Annotated in this window: 20 protein-coding genes; 17 read left to right on the top strand and 3 right to left on the bottom strand. The window is 60.8% G+C overall.

Annotated features, from left to right (window positions below; all coding sequences use genetic code 11):
- Window positions 1-87: 87 nt before the first annotated feature.
- The 13 genes from QA644_RS10330 (at window position 88) to QA644_RS10270 (ending at window position 12320) form a co-directional block, all read left to right on the top strand.
- Window positions 88-507 (top strand): cobalamin biosynthesis protein, encoded by a 420-nt coding sequence (locus tag QA644_RS10330; protein ID WP_074070300.1) that lies wholly within the window; start codon window positions 88-90, stop codon window positions 505-507.
- Between the two features lie 70 nt (window positions 508-577).
- On the top strand, window positions 578-1528 hold the full coding sequence (locus QA644_RS10325) for a nucleoside hydrolase (protein WP_283072255.1): 951 nt from the start codon (window positions 578-580) through the stop codon (window positions 1526-1528).
- A gap of 185 nt (window positions 1529-1713) precedes the next feature.
- Window positions 1714-2556, top strand: coding sequence for a uroporphyrinogen-III C-methyltransferase (gene cobA, locus QA644_RS10320; protein ID WP_194729910.1), 843 nt, complete (start codon window positions 1714-1716; stop codon window positions 2554-2556).
- Window positions 2553-3860, top strand: coding sequence for a cobyrinate a,c-diamide synthase (locus QA644_RS10315; RefSeq protein ID WP_074068637.1), 1308 nt, complete (start codon window positions 2553-2555; stop codon window positions 3858-3860). Before cobA ends, QA644_RS10315 begins: the two co-directional genes overlap by 4 nt.
- Window positions 3857-4858 carry a threonine-phosphate decarboxylase CobD gene (cobD, locus tag QA644_RS10310; protein WP_283072254.1) on the top strand — a complete coding sequence of 334 codons (1002 nt, stop codon included), beginning with the start codon at window positions 3857-3859 and terminating at the stop codon, window positions 4856-4858. Before QA644_RS10315 ends, cobD begins: the two co-directional genes overlap by 4 nt.
- Window positions 4855-5835: an adenosylcobinamide-phosphate synthase CbiB gene (gene cbiB / locus QA644_RS10305; protein ID WP_283072253.1), complete on the top strand. Its 981-nt coding sequence runs from the start codon at window positions 4855-4857 to the stop codon at window positions 5833-5835. Before cobD ends, cbiB begins: the two co-directional genes overlap by 4 nt.
- A 190-nt stretch (window positions 5836-6025) precedes the next feature.
- The gene (locus QA644_RS10300; protein ID WP_027513277.1) at window positions 6026-6304 is read left to right on the top strand and encodes an acyl carrier protein; all 279 of its coding nucleotides are present in this window, start codon (window positions 6026-6028) and stop codon (window positions 6302-6304) included.
- A 114-nt stretch (window positions 6305-6418) separates the two neighbouring features.
- Window positions 6419-6901 carry a 3-hydroxyacyl-ACP dehydratase FabZ family protein gene (locus QA644_RS10295; protein ID WP_092585369.1) on the top strand — a complete coding sequence of 161 codons (483 nt, stop codon included), beginning with the start codon at window positions 6419-6421 and terminating at the stop codon, window positions 6899-6901.
- Window positions 6898-8103: a beta-ketoacyl-ACP synthase gene (locus QA644_RS10290; protein ID WP_283072252.1), complete on the top strand. Its 1206-nt coding sequence runs from the start codon at window positions 6898-6900 to the stop codon at window positions 8101-8103. The genes QA644_RS10295 and QA644_RS10290 overlap by 4 nt, the downstream gene beginning before the upstream one ends.
- Before the next feature lie 11 nt (window positions 8104-8114).
- Entirely contained in the window at window positions 8115-9401 is a 1287-nt protein-coding gene (locus QA644_RS10285) for a beta-ketoacyl-ACP synthase (protein ID WP_239598414.1), read from the top strand.
- Between the two features lie 54 nt (window positions 9402-9455).
- Complete coding sequence (locus tag QA644_RS10280; protein ID WP_283072251.1) at window positions 9456-10484, top strand: zinc-binding dehydrogenase; 1029 nt, start codon at window positions 9456-9458, stop codon at window positions 10482-10484.
- 4 nt (window positions 10485-10488) lie between these two features.
- The gene (locus QA644_RS10275; protein ID WP_194729903.1) at window positions 10489-11424 is read left to right on the top strand and encodes a lipid A biosynthesis lauroyl acyltransferase; all 936 of its coding nucleotides are present in this window, start codon (window positions 10489-10491) and stop codon (window positions 11422-11424) included.
- A 188-nt stretch (window positions 11425-11612) separates the two neighbouring features.
- Window positions 11613-12320: a PAS domain-containing protein gene (locus tag QA644_RS10270; protein ID WP_283072250.1), complete on the top strand. Its 708-nt coding sequence runs from the start codon at window positions 11613-11615 to the stop codon at window positions 12318-12320.
- A gap of 9 nt (window positions 12321-12329) precedes the next feature.
- Here QA644_RS10270 and QA644_RS10265 read toward each other — a convergent pair whose 3' ends face one another.
- Window positions 12330-12686 carry a VOC family protein gene (locus tag QA644_RS10265; RefSeq protein ID WP_194729901.1) on the bottom strand — a complete coding sequence of 119 codons (357 nt, stop codon included), beginning with the start codon at window positions 12684-12686 and terminating at the stop codon, window positions 12330-12332.
- Between the two features lie 3 nt (window positions 12687-12689).
- A complete protein-coding gene (locus QA644_RS10260; protein ID WP_074068619.1) occupies window positions 12690-13088 on the bottom strand; it encodes a polyketide cyclase in 399 nt (132 codons plus the stop codon).
- 158 nt (window positions 13089-13246) lie between these two features.
- Here QA644_RS10260 and gndA point away from each other — a divergent pair, with 158 nt between their 5' ends.
- Window positions 13247-14698: an NADP-dependent phosphogluconate dehydrogenase gene (gene gndA, locus QA644_RS10255; RefSeq protein ID WP_283072249.1), complete on the top strand. Its 1452-nt coding sequence runs from the start codon at window positions 13247-13249 to the stop codon at window positions 14696-14698.
- A 429-nt stretch (window positions 14699-15127) separates the two neighbouring features.
- On the opposite strand, the gene QA644_RS10250 is transcribed toward gndA, so the two are convergent.
- Window positions 15128-16168, bottom strand: a complete 1041-nt coding sequence (locus tag QA644_RS10250) for a LacI family transcriptional regulator (protein ID WP_074068614.1) — start codon at window positions 16166-16168, stop codon at window positions 15128-15130.
- A 457-nt stretch (window positions 16169-16625) separates the two neighbouring features.
- Between QA644_RS10250 and QA644_RS10245 the strand changes: the two genes are divergently transcribed.
- From QA644_RS10245 to QA644_RS10235, 3 genes are all read left to right on the top strand, one after another.
- Window positions 16626-17861 (top strand): ABC transporter substrate-binding protein, encoded by a 1236-nt coding sequence (locus QA644_RS10245; RefSeq protein ID WP_239598427.1) that lies wholly within the window; start codon window positions 16626-16628, stop codon window positions 17859-17861.
- Window positions 17862-17960: 99 nt separating this feature from the next.
- Window positions 17961-18851 carry a sugar ABC transporter permease gene (locus tag QA644_RS10240; protein WP_074068610.1) on the top strand — a complete coding sequence of 297 codons (891 nt, stop codon included), beginning with the start codon at window positions 17961-17963 and terminating at the stop codon, window positions 18849-18851.
- 12 nt (window positions 18852-18863) lie between these two features.
- Complete coding sequence (locus tag QA644_RS10235; protein ID WP_074068607.1) at window positions 18864-19781, top strand: carbohydrate ABC transporter permease; 918 nt, start codon at window positions 18864-18866, stop codon at window positions 19779-19781.
- Window position 19782: the final 1 nt, after the last annotated feature.

Here is a 19782-nt window from a genome sequence, read left to right as displayed (position 1 = left end):
GGCAGGACTGAAGTCCGCGCCATGTTGCATTTCCGGCTTCCGGCTGCAATGGCTGGAAGGACACGCATGCATTTCAAAATAGGGCCGATGACAGGGATCACGTTCGATATTTCACGCCGCCATGTCCTCGGCCTCGGTTGCGAGCGCGGCACGCCGCCCGACGAAGTCATGGCGCTTGCGGCCGAGGTTTTGTGGCTGGGCGGTCTGGCGCCCGGTGAACTCGCCGCGATCGCGTCGATCGACGGCCGGGCCGGGGAGCCTGCTATTATCGAGGCCGCCAGGCATTTCGGCGTGCCGATGCTGTTTTTCAGTGCCGCACGCCTTGAGGAAGAGACGCCGCGCCTTAAGAATCCATCCGACATCGTCTTTGCCCGGGTCGGCTGCCACGGCGTTGCCGAGTCCGCTGCGCTTGCCGCTTGCGGCCGCAACGCAGAGCTTGCGGTGCCCAAGATCAAATCTGCGCACGCAACTGCGGCGATCGCCCGCATGCGGTTGCAGAAAGAATAACGGGCGCTATGGTGTCGCCACTTCGCGAGGCGTTTTCCGGCACGCGGCGAACAGCATAAAAGGAAATCTCATGCACAAGGTCATTTATGACACGGACCCGGGCGTCGATGACGCCATGGCGCTCCTCTTCCTGCATCGTCACCCCGACGTCGATCTGATCGGCATCACGACCGTTTTCGGCAATGCCTCGATCGAAGCGACGACGCGCAACGCGTTGTTTTTGAAGCGCGAATGGAATATTTCAGCCCCCGTCGCCAAGGGTACGGGTACGACGATCGATCCGTCGCGCAAGGAGATCGACTGGCCGACCTTCGTGCATGGCGACAATGGCCTCGGCAATATCGACGTGCCGGAAACGGTCGATGTGCCGCTCGATCCGCGCCCGGCCTACCGGTTCATCGTCGACACCGTGCGCGCCAATCCGGGCGAGGTGACGCTCGTTGCCGTCGGCCGCATGACGAACCTTGCGCTGGCGCTGAAGGAAGATCCGGAGATCGCCAAGCTCGTGAAGGCCGTCGTCATCATGGGCGGCAATTTTTATGTGCCGGGCAATGTCTCGCCGGTCGCGGAAGCCAATATTCACGGCGATCCGGAAGCTGCCGACATCGTCCTGACCGCTCCCTGGAAGGTTGTGGTCATCGGCCTCGACGTGACCGCGGTCACGACCATGAGCCGGCGCTATCTCGCCGCTGCCGCCGCAGAGGGCGACAGGGCCGTCAAACTGCTGAACGATCTCTCGCAGTTCTACATCGATTTCTACGCGCATGCGGTCGATGACGGAATGATGGTCCACGACAGCTGCGCCTGCGTCTATGTCGTGGCGCCGGAACTCTTTTCGACCATCACAGGTTCTGTTCGCGTCGTCTGTGGCGGTATTGCCGACGGCCAGACGATCGTGAAGCCGGACGGCCGCCGCTTCCCGCCCGGCGATTGGGACGGCCTGCCGAGCCAGATCGTCTGCACCGGCGTCGAGTCGGAAAAGGTGATCGGCCTCGTTCGCGAGACGCTGCTGCGCGCCTGATGAATTGCCGACCGGCCGGCGTCTCCTCCGGCCGGTTCTTGCTGAATCCGATCAATGGGATGGCTTGCTTTCCTTAAGTTCGGATTCAACCCTTTCCAAAATTGAGTCAGTTTTCACCCGGCAGCCTGTGGTCGGCTTTCACCGTTGCCGTTGACCTTGCCTGCTGCCGGGCTTAGATCACCTGAATGATCGAAAGCGCATTCTCCCATCTGCCGGCGCTGGAGCCGGGCAGCGTCTGGCTCGTCGGCGCCGGGCCGGGCGATCCTGGCCTGCTGACGCTGCTTGCCGCTAAGGCGATGGCGGAAGCCGATTTGATCATTCACGACGCGCTGGTGAACGAGGAATGCTTGAGGCTCGCGCGGCCCGATGCCGTTCTCGAATATGCCGGCAAGCGAGGCGGCAAGCCTTCCGCGAATCAGCGGGATATCTCGCTTCGCCTGGTCGAACTTGCGCGCTCCGGCAAACGCGTGCTGCGGCTGAAGGGCGGCGATCCCTTCGTCTTCGGCCGTGGCGGCGAAGAGGCGCTGACGCTGGTCGAGCACAACATCCCGTTCCGCATCGTGCCGGGCATTACGGCCGGGATCGGCGGGCTCGCCTATGCTGGCATTCCAGTCACCCACCGCGACATCAACCATGCGGTCACGTTCCTCACCGGCCATGATTCTTCCGGCATCGTGCCGGATGCGATCAATTGGGAGGCGATCGGCCGCGGTTCGCCGGTGATCGTCATCTATATGGCGATGAAGCATATCGCCCAGATCAGCGCCAACCTCATCACGGCGGGCCGCAATCCGTCGGAGCCGGTCGCCTTCGTCTGCAACGCGGCAACCAGCGGGCAGCAGGTTCTGGAAACGACGCTTGGCGAAGCACCGGGCGCCGTCGCGGCGTCCGGCTTGGAGCCGCCTGCAATTGTCGTCGTCGGCGAGGTCGTGAGATTGCGCCCGTCGCTCGATTGGCTGGGTGCTCTGGCGGGGCGCAGGCTACAGCCCGATCCGTTTCGCCGCACCGGAGGGAAGGTGACGGCATGAGCGGGTTGCTGATCGCTGCGCCGTCCTCCGGCTCCGGCAAGACTACGATCACGCTCGGCCTGCTTCGGGCGCTTCGCAACCGCGGTGTTGCGGTCGCTCCCGGCAAGGCCGGCCCGGACTATATCGATCCTGCCTTTCACTCCGCCGCCAGCGGCACGCCTTGCCTGAATTTCGACGCCTGGGCCATGCGGCCCGAGTTGATTTCCGCCAATGCCGCGCTGCACCGGTCCGGCGATCGCATCCTGGTCATTGAGGCGATGATGGGCCTCTTCGACGGTGCGGCCGACGGCAAGGGGACCGCTGCCGATCTCGCCGCCATGCTTCGCCTATCCGTCGTGCTCGTTGTCGACGCTTCGCGCATGTCGCATTCGGTCGCGCCGCTCGTCAGCGGCTTTGCGAGCTTCCGCGCCGATGTCCGCATCGCCGGCGTCATTCTCAACAAGGTCGGCAGCGAGCGGCACGAGACGATGCTGCGCCAGGCGCTCGATGCGATCCGCATGCCGGTCATCGCGGTCATCCGCAGCGACAAGACACTGGCGCTTCCGGAGCGGCATCTGGGCCTCGTCCAGGCGGGCGAGCATCAGGGGCTGGAGGACTTTATCGAGCATGCTGCCGAAGCCGTATCCGACGAGTGCAATTTCGAGTTTCTTCTGCGCACCGCGCGCCAGGGTCTCAACGTTCCCTCGGCGGCGAATATCCATCGGCTGGCGCCGCTCGGAAGCCGGATTGCCGTTGCCCGCGACATCGCCTTTGCCTTTTCCTACGAACATATGCTGCTCGGCTGGCGCCGCCGCGGGGCAACGATCGCCTTCTTCTCGCCGCTGGCCGACGAAGCACCCGCTGCCGATGCCGACGCGATCTATCTGCCGGGCGGCTATCCGGAACTGCATGCCGGAGAGATCGCGGGTGCGCAGAATTTCCGTCGGGCGATGATCGAGGCTGCAGGACGCGGCACGCGCATTTACGGCGAGTGCGGCGGCTACATGGTTCTTGGCGACGGGCTGATCGATGCCGGCGGCACGCGGCACGAGATGCTCGGCCTGCTGCCGCTTGTGACCAGCTATGAAGAGCGCAGCCGGCATCTCGGCTATCGCCGCGTTCAGCCGGTCGACGGGGCATTCTTCGACCATGCCATGACGGCCCATGAATATCATTACTCCACTGTCGTTCGCGAAGGCGACGCCGACAGGCTCTTCACGGTGAGCGATGCTCTCGGCATCGGTCTCGGTGAAGCCGGCCTTCGCCGCGGCCAGATCGCTGGGTCCTATATGCATCTGATCGACCTTGCCGGAGCCGCCGCATGAGTGTTCCGATCCTGCATGGCGGCGGGATCTCGGCCGCCGCCGCTGCCTTTGGCGGAAGGCCGCAGGATTGGCTTGATCTATCGACCGGCATCAATCCGTGCCCGGCGGCGCTGCCGGACATTCCTGCTGAATCCTGGCATCGCCTGCCGGACAAATATCTGGTGCAATCGGCCGTTGCCGCTGCCCGCGACTATTACCGCAGCGGCGATCTCCCGCCGTTGCCTGTTCCAGGCACGCAATCGGTGATCCAACTTCTGCCCAGACTGGTCGAGCCCGGCAGGCGAATCGCGATCGTCTCGCCGACCTATGGCGAATACGACAAGGCGTTCCGGTCAGCCGGCTTTATCGTGGATGCGGTCGATGGGATCGGGGCTGTCGACGACCGGCACGCGCTTGCCGTCGTCGTCAATCCGAACAATCCCGATGGCCAAAGCTATAAGCCGGACGAGCTAGCCGCGCTGCATGACCGGCTGAAAGGGCAGGGCGGCTGTCTCGTCGTCGACGAAGCCTTCGGCGATGCTGAGCCGAATTTGAGTCTCGTGCCTCTGGCATCGCGGTTTTCAAATCTCGTCATCTTCCGTTCGTTCGGAAAGTTCTTCGGACTCGCAGGTCTGCGGCTCGGCTTCGTCGTGACTGCAAGCGATATCCGCGCGCGTTTCGAGGATTGGCTCGGCCCTTGGGCGGTGTCCGGCCCGGCGCTGTCGATTGCCGCGTCCTTGCTGCGGTCGGATACGGCTCCGATCATCCGCAGGATCGCCGAGCGCCAGGATGCCTTGGAGGGCGTGTTGAAAGGCGCCGGTTTGGAAATGACCGGCGGAACTCGGCTCTTTTCGCTCGTCGAAGACAGCCGCGCAGGCCGCATTCACACGCATCTCTGCCGCCACCATATTCTCGTCCGCAAGTTCGACTATGCGCCGGAATGGCTGCGTTTCGGCCTCCCGCCCGATTTCGCCGCCGACAACAGGCTTGTGGTCGCTTTGGAAAGTTTTGACGGATGACGATCGACGAAAATCTCCTCGTGCTGTTGCTGGCGCTCCTTCTCGACCGGATCGTCGGCGATCCGGATTGGCTGTGGTCGCGGCTGCCGCATCCCGTCGTCCTCTTCGGCAAAGCGATTTCCAATTTCGACCGGCAGTTCAACAGCGAGACACTGACGAAGGCCGAGCGGCGGCTGAACGGCACCGTCTCGATCACGGTGTTGTTGGCGTTCAGCGCCGCCGCCGGGCTCGTGCTGCACTGGTTCTTCGGACTGTTCGGCTTTGTGGGAATTCTTCTCGAAGTTGCCTGCGTCGCGATCTTCTTGGCGCAGAAGAGCCTTGCGGATCACGTGTCTGCGGTGGCGGAAGCCTTGCGCGGCGAGGGGATCGTCGGCGGTCGCAAGGCCATCTCCCGCATTGTCGGGCGCGATCCAGAAACACTGGACGAGCCGGGCATTTGCCGTGCGGCGATCGAAAGCCTCGCCGAAAACTTCTCCGACGGCGTCGTTGCACCGGCGCTCTGGTATGTCGTCCTCGGCCTGCCCGGCCTCTTCCTCTACAAGATGCTGAATACCGCCGACTCGATGATCGGACACAAGTCGGACAAGTACATCGATTTCGGCTGGGCCTCGGCTCGCCTCGACGATCTGGCGAATTGGCCGGCCGCCCGTCTTGCCATCATGCTGATTGCCGCTGGCGCCTGGCTTCGGCGCGGCGCAAGCGCCAGCCGCGAGGCCTTCCAGGTTGCGATCCGCGACGGCGGTCTGCATCGCTCACCGAATTCCGGCCGGCCGGAAGCGGCCATGGCCGGTGCACTTGATGTTCAATTGGCAGGTCCGCGCGTCTATTCCGGCATTGTCGTCAACGAACCGATGATCAACGGCGCGGGCCGCGGCACCGCCACCGTCAAGGACGTCGAAGACGGGATCGCAGTATTCAATGCGAGTTGCATGATACTGGCGATCGCCGTGTTTCTGGCATTCGTCGCTCTGCTTTGACTGTGCTTCGCAGGAGAGTTTCGGCGCTATCCAGATAAGAATGCTGGCCTGGTGTTCCGAGCCTTTATGCGAATTGCTGTTTCGGCAACAGTTGCCCGTCAAATTTGAAAGCAGATCATGCGAAAGCATTGGCTTTTGAAATGGATTTGCCTATGAGGGGATAAATTCGTCATTGAAAGAGGTACAGCGCGTGACCGCTACATTCGATAAAGTTGCCGACATCATTGCAGAAACCAGCGAGATCGATCGCGAGACGATCACGCCGGAGAGCCATACGATCGACGACCTCGGTATCGATAGCCTCGACTTCCTCGATATCGTTTTCGCCATCGACAAGGAATTCGGCATCAAGATCCCGCTCGAAAAGTGGACGCAGGAAGTCAACGAGGGGAAGGTTTCCACCGAGGAATATTTCGTGCTGAAGAACCTCTGTGCCAAGATCGATGAGCTTCGCGCCGCTAAGGCCTGAGCGACACAGCTATCTTTTTTCTCCGCCCTGCCTCTGCGAACCGTAGCGGCCGGGCGGTTTTGTTCCTAACTAGGCGTATCCGGCGCTCGCTTTCCCGCCGGGCCGGAGGATCCGATGCTGCTGGAATATTTCCAGATGATTGACCGCGTGGAAGCGGTCGACCTCGAAAAGGGTGTGCTCAAGGCGCGTTCCGTTGTGCCGGCGAAAAGCCCCGTCTTCGAAGGCCATTTTCCGGGTATGCCGCTCGTTCCGGGCGTGCTTCTCATTGAAACCATGGCGCAGGCCTCGGGCATGCTGGTGCTGGCCGCGACTGATTTTGCCGCGATGCCGTTCCTGATGTCGGTGGATGGCGCCAAGATGCGAACCTTCGTCGAGCCAGAGGCGGTTCTCGACATCGAGGCGTTTCTGGAGCATGACGGGTCCGGTTTTGCCGTGACCAAGGCAAAGATCACGAGCGGCGGCAAGAAGGTCTGCGATGCGCAACTGAAGTTGCGCACCATGCCCTTCAGCGAGGTTCCGCTCGGCGATATCGTGAAAAAGCGCGCGGGCGAGGTCGGCCTGATGGATGCGATCGCCGCGCAGGGAGTAAAGGGATGAGCAAGGCTCAAAATGATGTCGTCATCACCGGCGTCGGTATCGTCACTTGTCAGGGCGTCGGCAAGGATGCGCATGTCGCGCTCTTGACGGCAGGTCGAGCGCCGGAACCGATCATCGAGACCGAAAAATTCAAGCCCTATCCGGTGCATCCGCTGCCGGAAATCGACTGGTCGCAGCAGATCGCCAAGCGCGGCGACCAGCGCCAGATGGAGAACTGGCAGCGCATCGGCGTCTTTGCCGCCGGCCTGGCGCTCGATGACGCGGGCTTCAAGGAGAATGCGGAAACCTGCGGCAGGATGGACATGATCGTGGCCGCCGGCGGCGGTGAGCGTGACATCAATGTCGATACGCTGATCGTCGACGAGGGCCTGAAGCGCAATGATCGCGAGCTCTTACTCAACGAGAAGCTGACCACGGAACTGCGCCCGACGCTCTTCCTGGCGCAGCTTTCCAACCTCCTTGCCGGCAATATTTCGATCGTCCATAAGGTCACCGGTTCCTCGCGGACGTTCATGGGCGAGGAGGCTGCAGGCATCTCCGCCGTCGAAACCGCATTCTACCGGATCAAGTCGGGCGAATCCTCGCATGCGCTCGTCGGCGGCGCCTTTGCCGCCGAGCGTCAGGACATGATCCTTTTGCCCGAATCGATCGGCGCTCACCTGCAGGGCAAATGGGCGCCGCTTTGGTCGCGCAAGGATACCGAAGGCGGCGGCATGATCCTGGGTTCGGCCGGGGCGTTTCTCGTTCTGGAATCGCGCAAGCACGCGGAAGCGCGGGGGGCGCATATCTATGCGACGATCGATTCCATCGAGGGCGACCGCGGTAACCGGAATGCCGGAAACCTTGAGGTTCGTCTCGAGCGCCTGCTGCAGCCGGCCAAGAAGCTTGCGCCGGAAACGACTGCGATCTTCTCGGGCTCGACCGGCATGCATGATCTGGCAGAGCGCGAAAAGGCGGTTCTGGAGCATCAGCTTCCGGGCGCGGTCGTCCGCGGCTTCGGCGGCGTGTCCGGCCATGCCATCGAAGCGCAGTTTACCCTTGGACTTGCTTTTGCGGCACTCGCCGTCGACAGCAAGGCGAAGGTGCCGCCTTTCGATGCCGCGCACGAAAAACCGATGAGCGCGAGTACCACGGCCGCTGTCGTCACCGCAGTCGGCCACCAGCGCGGCGAGGGTGTCGCCGTTCTTTCCGCGGATGCGTGAGGAGTGATCAAATGACAGAAGCGACTTACAAGGATCATCTCGGCCGCCCGATCGTCGCGGTCACGGGTATGGGAATCATCACCTCGCTCGGCCAAGGGCTCAAGGACAACTGGGCGGCGCTGACCTCCGGCACTTCCGGGATCCACGGCATCACGCGCTTTCCGACCGACGGGCTCTCGACCCGCATTGCCGGCACTGTTGATTTCATCGACATCCCGGTGCCGAACGCCGTTGAGCGTTCCTACGCCTTCGCCCGCGAAACGACGGTTGAAGCGCTCTGCGATGCCGGTATCTCCGGCGATTTCAACGGTCCGCTCTTTCTCGCCGCGCCGCCGATCGAGCCGGAATGGAGCGCCCGCTTCGATCTCGCCGACCGTTCGCCGCCGTCCGACCATCCGGGCGATGCCTACGAGCGGTTCCTGGCCGCGATGCGCCAGCGCACGGATGCTGCCTTCCATGAAGCAGCACTCTTCGGCGCGATCTCCGAGCGTCTGGCCGACCGTTTCGGCACGCGCGGGCTGCCGGTGACGCTTTCGACCGCATGTGCTTCTGGCGCCACCGCGATCCAGCTCGGCATCGAGGCGATCCGCCAGGGTCGTACCGATCGCGCCCTTGCGGTTGCGACCGATGGTTCGCTGAGCGCCGAAGCGCTCATCCGTTTTTCGCTGCTTTCCGCGCTGTCGACGCAGAACGATCCGCCGACCAAGGCTTCCAAGCCCTTCAGCAAGGATCGCGACGGTTTCGTCATCGCCGAAGGTGCAGCGACGCTGGTCCTCGAATCACTGGAAGCGGCTGTCGCGCGTGGCGCCAAGGTACTCGGCATCATGAAGGGCGCGGGTGAAAAGGCCGACTCCTTCCATCGCACCCGTTCGTCGCCGGATGGCGGCCCGGCGATCGCGACGATCCGTGCCGCGCTTGCCGATGCCGGCATCGATGAAAGCGGCATCGGCTACATCAATGCTCACGGCACCTCGACGCCGGAAAACGACAAGATGGAATATGGCTCGATGCTTGCCGTCTTCGGCGAGCGCATGGCCTCCATTCCGCTGTCCTCCAACAAGTCGATGATCGGCCATACGCTGACGGCGGCTGGCGCGGTCGAAGCGGTGTTCTCGCTGCAGACCATGCTCACCGGCACGCTGCCGCCGACGATTAACTACAACAACCCGGATCCATCTATCGTTCTCGATGTCGTACCGAACAAGAAGCGCGAACAGCAGGTCTCCGCCGTGCTTTCGAACTCTTTCGGCTTCGGCGGGCAGAACGCCAGCCTTGTCATGGCGCTCGAACCGGCTTAAGCGGTTGCCGACAAAATAAGAGAGAGAAGACGCCTTCGAGGCGAGAGGTTTTTTATGCGCGCTTTGCAACTGATCGATGACCGCAAGCTTGAGATCACCGATCTGCCGGAACCGGATGCTCCGGCTGCCGGTGAGGTGACGCTGCGGGTCAAGGCAGTCGCCCTCAACCATATCGACGTCTGGGGCTGGCGCGGCATGGCATTCGCCAAGCGCAAGATGCCGCTCGTCATCGGCGCGGAGGCCTCGGGCGTCGTGGAGGCGATCGGCCCGGCCGTCGCGAATGTCCTGCCCGGCCAGTTGGTCGCAATCTACGGCGCGCGCACCTGCGGTCTCTGCCGTCCGTGCAGCGAAGGCCGCGACAATCTCTGCGAACACGTCTCCGGCGTCCATGGCTTCCATCTTGACGGCTTTGCGCAGGAGAAGGTGAACCTTCCGGCCCGCCTGCTCGTTCCGGCACCGCCCGGCGTCGATGCCATCGGCGCGGCTCTGGCGCCCGTCACCTTCGGGACCGTCGAGCACATGCTCTTCGACAATGCCAAGCTCGAACCCGGCGAGACGATCCTCGTGCATGCCGGCGGTTCGGGCATCGGCACGGCGGCAATCCAGCTCGCCAAGAAGATCGGTTGCACCGTGATCACCACCGTCGGCTCGGACGACAAGATCGAGAAGGCCAAGGCGCTCGGCGCCGATCACGTCATCAATTACCGCAAGGACCGCTTCGAGGGCGTCGTGCGCAAGCTCACGAAAAAAAAGGGCGTCGATGTCGTCTTCGAACACGTGGGCAAGGACACCTGGGCGGGCTCGATGCTGTGCATGAAGCGCGGCGGCCGCCTCGTCACCTGCGGCTCGACGTCGGGCGTTTCCACCGACATGAACCTGATGATGCTCTTCCAGCAGCAGCTGAAGCTGCTCGGCTCCTTCGGCTGCCGCATCGAGAATATGGCGAATGCCATGCAGAAGATGGGCCGCGGCCTCGTTCATCCGGTTATCGACACCGAAGTCAGCTTCGACGATATCGACCGTGCGCTCGAACGCATGGAATCCCGCCAGATCTTCGGCAAGATCATCCTGAAGATGGACTGAACCGGTGAAGCTCTTCCTCACCCGGATCGTTCTGAAGCTCGAGCATTTTCGCCAATGGCTGATCGCTCAGTTGGCCTTTGGCTTCATGAATTTCCTGAAGCTGTTTCCGGCAGATAGCGCGATCCGATTTGCTGATTGGCTGACCCGCAAGATCGGTCCGCACACGTCGCGCCACAAGCTGATGCTCTTCAACCTGCGCAACGCCTTCCCCGAGAAGGGTGGGGCCGAGCTAGAAGAAATCGCCCTGGCGAGTTGGGGCAATATGGGAAGGCTCGCCGCCGAATACGTCTTTCTGGACCGTTTGTTCGATTTCGATCCGGAAAGGACCGATCCGGGCAGGGTGGAGGTCTCGGGCATCCCGATCTTCCTCGACCTGCGGGACAATCCCCGGCCGTTCATCGTCTTTACGGCGCATACGGGCAATTTCGAACTCCTGCCCGTCAGCAGCGCTGCCTTCGGTCTGCATGTGACGGTTCTCTTCCGTCCGCCGAACAATCCTTATGTCGCCCAGAAGGTCTTCGATTTCCGCAGCGCCCGCATGGGCAAGCTCGTGCCGTCGCATGCCGGCTCGGCCTTTGCGTTGGCGCGTCAGCTCGAAGCCGGGCAGGGTGTCGGCGTTCTCGTCGATCAGAAGTTCCGCAAAGGGCTGAAGACCACCTTTTTCGGCCTGGACACGAAGACGAACCCGCTCTTGCCGAAACTCGTCCGCCAGTTCAACTGCGAGGTTTATCCCGCTCGCTGCATCCGGCTTCCCGGCAACCGCTATCGGCTGGAGATCGAGCCGAAGCTGGACATGCCGCGCGACGAGAAGGGCAATCTCGACCTGACGGCGACCGCTCAGATGCTGAACGACAAGGTCGAAAGCTGGGTGCGGGAATACCCGGCCCAGTGGCTCTGGTACCACGACCGTTGGAAGGTAAAGCACGAAGTTCTTAAGTGAAGGATTTCAACCTCTCATATCTCATCCACTAAAACCCATGTGCCGTCCACGTTGAACGTGAATCCTAATCATGTTATCCGTCGCTACTAGGGCGAGTAGCGGGATTCATGTTTATGTCATATGCGTTGAATTCTGCCAAAGCGAGGAGAATGTGAATCCCTTTGGAGAATAAGGGATCTGGAGGCGCCTTGCTCGAGCTTTTGCAAGCTTTCTCATCACGCTGCTCGCAGATCGAAGAGGCAATTCGTCTTGGCGACGATCGGCGTGTTGCAACTCTTGATGGTGGTCTCGATCTTTTGGTCCAAACAATTGTGGACCATCACGCGTCCAACCTGATGGAGATGTACATGCAGCTTCAGTTTGTCGGCTATCTGCTGCAGCAGGATGCCGATGACGCTGCCAGCGTCAGCCATCACTCAGCCATGCTCATATCCCTTTTGGAGCGCTATTTCGGCGCGCTGCCGCGTGCGGATTTCGCGTTGCCGCGGGAATTGCCGCTACCTGCACCGAAGGCCTATGCGCCCAATGTCGACAACGGGAATTTTCTCAATTCGGCGATTCTCGAGACGTTGCCGGATCGTGTTGCGGTGCTCACGCGCGACTACCGCTATCTTTATTCCAATCCGGTGAACTGTGCATATCTCGGACGAAGGCCGATCGACATGATCGGCCGCCATGTGATGGAATTCATCGGCGAGGAACAGTTCGTGGCACAAGCGAAAGCCAACTTCGACGCCTGCTTCGCGGGGCAGCATGTCGAATACAACTACGAACAGCGCGGTGAAAGCAGGCGCACGCGTTGCCGCATGTCGCCGCTGCGCGACCTGTCCGGGCAAGTTCTAGGTGCGCTTGTCGTGCTGGAATCTGCCGATGCGATCTCGACAATCGCTGCCTAGCTTCCGGCTTTAAGTCTTGCTCCACACGGCCAGTTCGTAGGCATCCTTGTCAAGGAAGTGAAACCGCCGGCCGCCCGGAAAGGCGGTGATCGGCTTTACGATCTTGCCTCCGGCCTGTTCGACCTTCTCCAGCGCTTCCTCAAGTTTGTCGGCGTATAGGATCACAAGCGGGCCACCACCCGGGCGCGGCGGTTGGATATTTGTGAAGCCGCCCGTCAGGCGGCCGTCATTGAATTCGCAATAGCTGGGGCCATAATCGGTGAAACTCCAACCAAATGCGTTACCGTAGAAGGCCTTTGCCGCCGCTATGTCGGCGACGTTGAATTCAATGTAGTCGATCTTCAGGTCGTTTGCGCTTTTTTCCATCGGTTATATCTCCATCAGCGATTTTAAGGCGCCGAGGTCCTTCTGCACATGGGCGGCATCAGCGGCGAACTGGTCGTCCGTCATGCCTGGCTGTTTCAACAGCGTAAACATCACCTCGCAGCCGTCGCCGTTCGGCACGATTCGCAGCGCGTTGTAGACCCGTAGTCCGCTTTCGATTGTTACCGTATGGTCGATGACGCCGAACTCGTTGTGCGGGACGAAGCTCACACGCACTGTTCCCAGAGGACCGTGCGCGATCCAGTCGCTTCCTTGCGGTTCGAGGCCGGAGGCCAGCCCCGAGGCCCAGAGCGACATGTTTTCCGGCTTGCCGGCAAAGTCGTAGACCTCCTTCCAGTACCGATTGATCGAGCAGTGAACAATTTTGGCAGGCAGGGTGCTCATCGGATTTTCCTTGGTGTTTCCTCCGCCGATAATAGCAGACAGGAAGGCGGCGTATTGAAGAAACGGCCGGTCAGCCTCCGAACTGTGCGCTGCCGAACTGATCGGCGTCCTTCCAGACTTGCCGTTTTTCCCGGAGAGTGCCACAACACCGGTCCAAAATGACTCATCGGAGGTGTATCGTGGAAAAGGCAGAAATCGGGCTGATCGGCCTTGCCGTCATGGGTTCCAACCTGGCACTCAACATTGCGGAAAAAGGCAACAAGATTGCAGTCTTCAACCGCACTCCCGAAAAGACGGACGAGTTCTACGAAAGCGCCGGTGATCTCAAGAAGCAGATCGTCCCCTGCAAGACCATCGAGGAATTCGTCGAGGCCATCCGCCCGCCGCGTCCGATCATCATCATGATCAAGGCGGGCGAGGCTGTCGACCAGCAGATGGAAGCGCTGCGGCCGCACCTTTCCAAAGGCGACATCATGATCGATGCCGGCAACGCCAATTTCCGTGACACGATCGCCCGTTTCGACCGCCTCAAGGATACCGAGCTGACCTTCATCGGCATGGGGGTATCCGGCGGTGAAGAAGGCGCCCGCCACGGCCCGTCGATCATGGTCGGCGGTACCGAAGACTCCTGGAAGCGCGTCGAGAAGGTTCTGACCTCGATTGCCGCCAAGTACAACGGCGATCCCTGCGTCGCCTGGCTCGGCAACGATGGTGCGGGTCACTTCGTCAAGACGATCCACAATGGCATCGAATACGCCGACATGCAGATGATCGCCGAAATCTACGGCATCCTGCGCGACGGCCTCGGCAAGAGCGCCGGCGAAATCAGCAAGATCTTCGGCGAATGGAACAAGGGCCGCCTGAATTCCTACCTCATCGAAATCTCCGAAAAGGTGCTGGCGGCGACCGATCCCGTGTCCGGGGGCCCGATGGTTGACATGATCCTCGACAAGGCCGGCCAGAAGGGCACCGGCAAGTGGTCGGCGATCGAAGCACAGAACATGGGCATTCCGGCGACCGCTATCGAAGCTGCCGTTGCGGCCCGCAGCATCTCCTCGATGAAGGACCAGCGCGAAGCCGCCGAGAGGATCTTCGGAAAGCCGAAATACGATTTCCCGATCGCCTACGGTCAGGACCTCGACAAGGATCTGGAACTGGCGTTGTTTGCCGCCAAGATCGGCGCATATGCGCAGGGCTTTGCCGTGATGGCGGAGGCTTCCCGCGAGTTCAACTGGTCGCTGCCGATGCCGGTGATCGCCAAGATCTGGCGGGCCGGCTGCATCATCCGCTCGCAGTTCCTGGACGAAATCACCAGCGCTTTCACCAAGGCGCCGGATGCGGCAAACCTCATCGTCACGCCGGCCTTCTCCGAAATGGTCAAGGAATCGATCCCGTCGCTTCGCCGCGTCGTTGCGGCAGCACTTGCGGCCGGCCTGCCGGTTCCGGCGCTCACCTCGGCGCTCACCTATTTCGACGCCTACCGCCAGGGCCGCGGCACTGCGAACCTCATCCAGGCCCAGCGCGACTTCTTCGGCGCCCACGGCTTCGACCGCCTCGATGGCAAGGATTTCCACCATGGCCCATGGGGCAGCGGCGCTTCGACGTTCTGAGGTATCGATCGAACAAGGAAAAAGCCCGGTTTCGATCGGGCTTATTTTATTTTGAACATACCGAAGCAGGATCATGGAGCTGCGCACTGCTTGTCCGCTTCCCGTGGTCTCTTCCACATTTGCTTTCCTGCGGCCTCATCAAGTCAGTCGGTGAGGAGCGAGGAAAAACGACATGCCATCAGCCTTGAGGGTCGCGCCGTGCGATCTTGCGCCTTAGGTGAGCTTGATTGCCAGAAGTATTGGCACCGTCTCAACACACTCCAAGTCGCCGCGAGCAGCGTTCACCCTTAACCACTGAGGCGGGAGAGGGAGTGTCCAGCCAGGATAGCCGCATCGGATAACTCCGCGAAAAGCGCGCGCCAGCTTTTCCGTGCCGAACTGCGGCGAAGAAGGATAATTCGGCGCCTCTGCACCAGGAAACGTGACCGCCTATCTGCGATCGTCCGGCCAGACCGGCTTGCTGATGCTCTGCAGCAGTTCCGGCTCAATGCCATCGATGCGGGCGATGACGGCCTTGGCCAGTTCGCGGCCGGCGTGGCGAACGTCTTCATTGGCGGTGATGATCTCCGGCCTGATCCAGTTCAGGATCGGCGCGGACTGCTTTGAAACCATGTCGATATCGTAGCCGACACGCTTACTCGTCGCCTCGATGCCGGCGTTGACGGCAATAGCGGCACTTCCGGCCGAACAGACGATGCCGTCGGGCGCGTTCGGCATGCGCATCATCGCTTCGACCGCGGTCTTGACCTCCTCCAGCGGCGTATCGGTGTTGACGCGCAGGGGGACTTCCTCGGCGCCATAGTCGTGAAGACCGGTCTGGAAGCCGATCCTCGTATGGGCATAGTAAGTGAGCTTGCTCGCCGGCTGGAGCAGAGCGATGCGCCTGCGGCCGCGCTCGACGAGCCTCTTCACCGCCTCGTGCGCGAAGGATTCGTTGTCGAAATCGTGATAGGGGTGGACCAGTCCCGCATCTGTCCGGCCATGCGTCGCGAAGGGCATGTTCTGCTCGGCGAGCAGCCGCACGCGCGGATCGTCGGGCTCGATGCGGGAAATAATGACGCCGTCGGCAGAGCCAGTGTCCAGGATGTAGCGCACCGGCAGCATCGGGTCTTTGCTGTGCGAGTGCGGTGTCACGACGATGTGGTACGGCGTGCCGGTCAGCACCTCGGAAATGCCGAAGACCATCTGGCTCGAGAAACCCATGATCTCTTCGTCGATGGAAAGAACGAGCGCGATGACATTGGTCTTACCGGTCCTGAGGCGTACGCCGGCGCGGTTCGGCTGGTAGCCGAGCTGGCGGGCGACCATACGCACGCGCTCCTTGGTCTCCGCGCCGATATCCGGTGCGTCCTTGAGTGCGCGCGAAACCGTGGTAATGCCCAGGCCCGTCATGAAGGCGATTGTCTTCAGCGTCGGCCGTTCGCGCTGGATAGCCGCTGCCGCTCCCCCGGAATTTCCCTTGTTTTCCATCCCTTTATGTCACCCTCGCGCGATTTCGGTCCGCTTACGGAATGTTTTTCGTAAAGCCGTAAGCACATTCCCCGCTGAACAACACTCCTCACTTGAGCCATTAAATCTGTAACGATACAGTGGAAATGTCGAGCACTTTTTATGATGTTCGCACCATCACTAGACGCTTAGGTTGAATTGCGGTTTCAAGCTTGGATCTTTTGCATTTGCGAAGGCGATTTCTTCAGACGACATGCGCCATAATAGAAATTAATATATAATATCAATGTATTGCTCCGTTCGTCATCATGCAATCTTGAATGCCCAACCTAACGCCATATGTCGCGGAGTTGTGAAGCAAGAACAGGCATGGGTAGCAATGGCGAGTTTCGCATAGAATTTTGACAGCGGGCTGTTGCGCCAAAATGTCGATTGCACTAAGTTTTTCCGGCAACGTTTCAGTGAGGGAGGAGAACTCATGAATTTTCGTTCGATGGCGGCTGTGCTTGCCGCTTCCGTCGTGCTGCCGCTTGGCGCGGCCAACGCGACCGATCTCGAAGTCACCCATTGGTGGACATCCGGCGGTGAAGCTGCCGCCGTCAAGGTCCTTGCCGACAGCTTCAATGCGAGTGGCAACAAGTGGGTCGACGGCGCTATTGCCGGTTCCGGCTCCACCGCCAACCCGATCATCATTAGTCGAATTCTCGGCGGCAACCCCATGGGCGCTACCCAGATGAACACCGGCCGCGACGCCGAGGAACTCATCAAGGCAGGCCTCATGACGGATCTGACGCCCCTTGCCGAGGAGGAACATTGGAAGGACGTCATCCGTCCGGCCAAGCTGCTCGACGCCTGCGTCTATGAAGGCAAGATCTATTGCGTGCCGATCAACATCCACTCCTGGCAGTGGATGTGGCTCAACCGCCACGTCTTCGAAGACAACGGCATGGCTGTTCCAAAAAACTGGGACGAGCTCGCAGCCGACGCGCCGAAGCTGAAGGAGAAGGGCATCACGCCGCTCGCCACCGGCGCCCCGTGGCAGGTCGAAGGCATCCGCAACGTCATGCAGGCCGGCATCGGCGGCAAAGACCTCTACTTGCAGATCAACGACAAGAAGAGCGAAGAGGCCGTTCGCAGCGATCAGAACAAGAAGGTCTGGACCGCATTCGCCCAGGCCCGCGATATGGTCGATCCGGCTTATTCCGGCCGCGACTGGAACGTTGCCACCAACATGGTGATCGAGGGCAAGGCTGCCGCTCAGATCATGGGCGATTGGGCGCAGGGTGAATTCGGCGTCGCGAAGAAGGTTGCCGGCACCGACTACGATTGCCTGCCCGGTCTCGGCTTCAATGCGCAGCTCGATACAGGCGGCGACGCCTTCTATTTCCCGAAGAACAGCAATCCGGAAATCACCAAGGCGCAGCTTGAACTTGCCAAGTTGCTTCTCTCTAAGGAAGTCCAGGTCAAATTCAATCTGGTCAAGGGTTCGCTGCCGGTTCGAGGCGACGTCGATCTCGAAGCTGCGAACGCCTGCATGAAGAAGGGCATCGAAATCCTGTCGGACCTCAACAACGTTCTGCCTTCGACCGAGCAGATGCTCGATTCCGATACGCAGGGCCAGCTGCAGGATCTCGCGCTCGAATTCTTCAGCTCCAAGATGTCTGTGGACGATGCAATCGATCGTCAGGCCGACATCATCTCGCAGGCCCAGTAAGGCCACAGACGCTCTCATAACTTGAGACGGTTTTATGGGGCGCGAGCGGACACAGCTTTCCAGTCTGGTCGCGCCCCTGACCGCCAACAGGAGGTATTGATGGCTCATGCCGGCCGGCCGTTTGGCCTATTGCGCAACCTCAATGCGAAGGTCGCAGCAATCCCTATGATGCTGACCGTCATCGTGATTTTCATCGGTTGCACGCTTTGGACCGTTTTCTACTCGTTCACGTCGTCGCGGCTGCTACCGACGAGCGATTTCGTGGGCGTTGACCAGTACAGCCGCCTCTTCGGCAATTCGCGCTGGAACCAGTCGGTTCTCAATCTTGCCACCTACGGCGTCTGCGTGCTGACATTCGTCTTCATCATCGGCTTCCTGCTGGCTGTTCTCATCGATCAGAAGATCAGGTTCGAGAACACATTCCGCACGATCTTTCTCTATCCGTTCGCCCTGTCGTTCATCGTGACGGGGCTCGTCTGGCAGTGGATTCTCGATCCCGGCCTCGGAGTGCCGAAGGTTTTGAACGATCTTGGCCTTCCGGGGGGCAGCCTCGCGCTGCTCGGCGACAAGAATACCGTCATCTATGCGCTCGTCATCGCCGGCCTCTGGCAGGGGACGGGGCTGGTCATGGTGTTGATGCTTGCCGGCCTGCGCGGCATCGATTCCGAAATCTGGAAGGCGGCGCGCGTCGACGGCATTCCGGCGTGGCGCACATACCTCTTCATCATCATTCCAATGATGCGCGGCGTCTTCGTCACCACACTGGTGATCGTCGCTTCCGGCATCGTACGCGTCTATGACCTCGTCGTCGCAATGACGCAGGGCGGACCCGGCTTTGCATCGGAAGTGCCCGCCAAATACGTCTATTCGTTCATGTTCGAGCGCGCCAATCTCGGGCAGGGCCTTGCGGCTTCGACCGTGATGCTCGTCACCGTCTTCATCATCCTGGTTCCGTGGGCTCTCGCCGAGTTCCGCCAGAAGCGATCCTGAGGGAGCACGATCATGGCCATAGCCACCACCACCAACAGCATCGCCAGCGTCGTCGAGCCGGCAGGCGCAAGGCCGCGTCGCATGTTCGCGCCCTCGACCATTATCCTCTACAGCATCCTGACAGTCGCCGCGCTTTATTATCTTCTGCCGCTCTATGTGATGGTCGTGACCTCCCTCAAGGACATGACAGAAATCCGCATGGGCAACATCTTCGCTCCGCCGGTGCAGATCACCTTCGAGCCCTGGGTCAAGGCATGGAGCCAGGCCTGTACAGGCCTTGATTGCTCCGGCATCAGCGTCGGCTTCTGGAAGTCGGTCAAGATCACCATTCCGAGCGTCATTATTTCCGTGGCGATCGCCTCGGTGAATGGCTACGGCCTGTCCTACTGGCGCTTCAAGGGTTCGGAAGTCTTCTTTACGATCCTGCTTTTCGGCGCTTTCATCCCCTATCAGGTGATGCTCTATCCGCTCGTCATCATCATGCGCGAGCTCGGCATCTTCTCGACCATCTGGGCCGTCGTCCTGGTGCACACGATATTCGGCATGCCGATCAACACGTTGCTCTTCCGAAATTATTTCGCATCACTGCCTCCCGAACTCTTCAAGGCTGCGCGTGTGGATGGGGCAGGGTTCTGGCAGGTGTTCTTCCGCATCATGCTGCCGATGTCGCTGCCGATCTTCGTCGTGTCGATGATCATCCAGATTACCGGTATCTGGAACGACTTCCTGTTCGGCGTGATCTTTGCCGGCAACCAGAATTTCCCGATGACGGTGCAGCTCAACAACATCGTCAACGCCGTTCAGGGCGTGAAGGAATACAACGTCAACATGGCCGCAACGCTGCTCACCGGTGCGGTGCCGCTTATCGTCTACTTCGTGTCCGGACGTCTCTTCGTCCGCGGTATCGCCGCTGGCGCAGTGAAAGGTTGAT

Origin of the sequence: Rhizobium sp. CC1099 (assembly GCF_029714385.1) — a bacterium.
GTDB lineage: Bacteria > Pseudomonadota > Alphaproteobacteria > Rhizobiales > Rhizobiaceae > Rhizobium.
Note: the sequence above shows the minus strand (reverse complement) of the source record. Positions and strands in the feature narration are given on the sequence as shown.

Excerpts from the sequence above, each read along its gene's own strand:
- QA644_RS10330 (WP_074070300.1), top strand. The coding sequence starts at position 88 with ATGACAGGGATCACGTTCGATATTTCACGCCGCCATGTCCTCGGCCTC.
- QA644_RS10325 (WP_283072255.1), top strand. The coding sequence starts at position 578 with ATGCACAAGGTCATTTATGACACGGACCCGGGCGTCGATGACGCCATG.
- cobA (WP_194729910.1), top strand. The coding sequence starts at position 1,714 with ATGATCGAAAGCGCATTCTCCCATCTGCCGGCGCTGGAGCCGGGCAGC.
- QA644_RS10315 (WP_074068637.1), top strand. The coding sequence starts at position 2,553 with ATGAGCGGGTTGCTGATCGCTGCGCCGTCCTCCGGCTCCGGCAAGACT.
- cobD (WP_283072254.1), top strand. The coding sequence starts at position 3,857 with ATGAGTGTTCCGATCCTGCATGGCGGCGGGATCTCGGCCGCCGCCGCT.
- cbiB (WP_283072253.1), top strand. The coding sequence starts at position 4,855 with ATGACGATCGACGAAAATCTCCTCGTGCTGTTGCTGGCGCTCCTTCTC.
- QA644_RS10295 (WP_092585369.1), top strand. The coding sequence starts at position 6,419 with ATGCTGCTGGAATATTTCCAGATGATTGACCGCGTGGAAGCGGTCGAC.
- QA644_RS10290 (WP_283072252.1), top strand. The coding sequence starts at position 6,898 with ATGAGCAAGGCTCAAAATGATGTCGTCATCACCGGCGTCGGTATCGTC.
- QA644_RS10285 (WP_239598414.1), top strand. The coding sequence starts at position 8,115 with ATGACAGAAGCGACTTACAAGGATCATCTCGGCCGCCCGATCGTCGCG.
- QA644_RS10280 (WP_283072251.1), top strand. The coding sequence starts at position 9,456 with ATGCGCGCTTTGCAACTGATCGATGACCGCAAGCTTGAGATCACCGAT.
- QA644_RS10265 (WP_194729901.1), bottom strand. The coding sequence starts at position 12,686 with ATGGAAAAAAGCGCAAACGACCTGAAGATCGACTACATTGAATTCAAC.
- QA644_RS10260 (WP_074068619.1), bottom strand. The coding sequence starts at position 13,088 with ATGAGCACCCTGCCTGCCAAAATTGTTCACTGCTCGATCAATCGGTAC.
- gndA (WP_283072249.1), top strand. The coding sequence starts at position 13,247 with ATGACTCATCGGAGGTGTATCGTGGAAAAGGCAGAAATCGGGCTGATC.
- QA644_RS10250 (WP_074068614.1), bottom strand. The coding sequence starts at position 16,168 with ATGGAAAACAAGGGAAATTCCGGGGGAGCGGCAGCGGCTATCCAGCGC.
- QA644_RS10245 (WP_239598427.1), top strand. The coding sequence starts at position 16,626 with ATGAATTTTCGTTCGATGGCGGCTGTGCTTGCCGCTTCCGTCGTGCTG.
- QA644_RS10240 (WP_074068610.1), top strand. The coding sequence starts at position 17,961 with ATGGCTCATGCCGGCCGGCCGTTTGGCCTATTGCGCAACCTCAATGCG.
- QA644_RS10235 (WP_074068607.1), top strand. The coding sequence starts at position 18,864 with ATGGCCATAGCCACCACCACCAACAGCATCGCCAGCGTCGTCGAGCCG.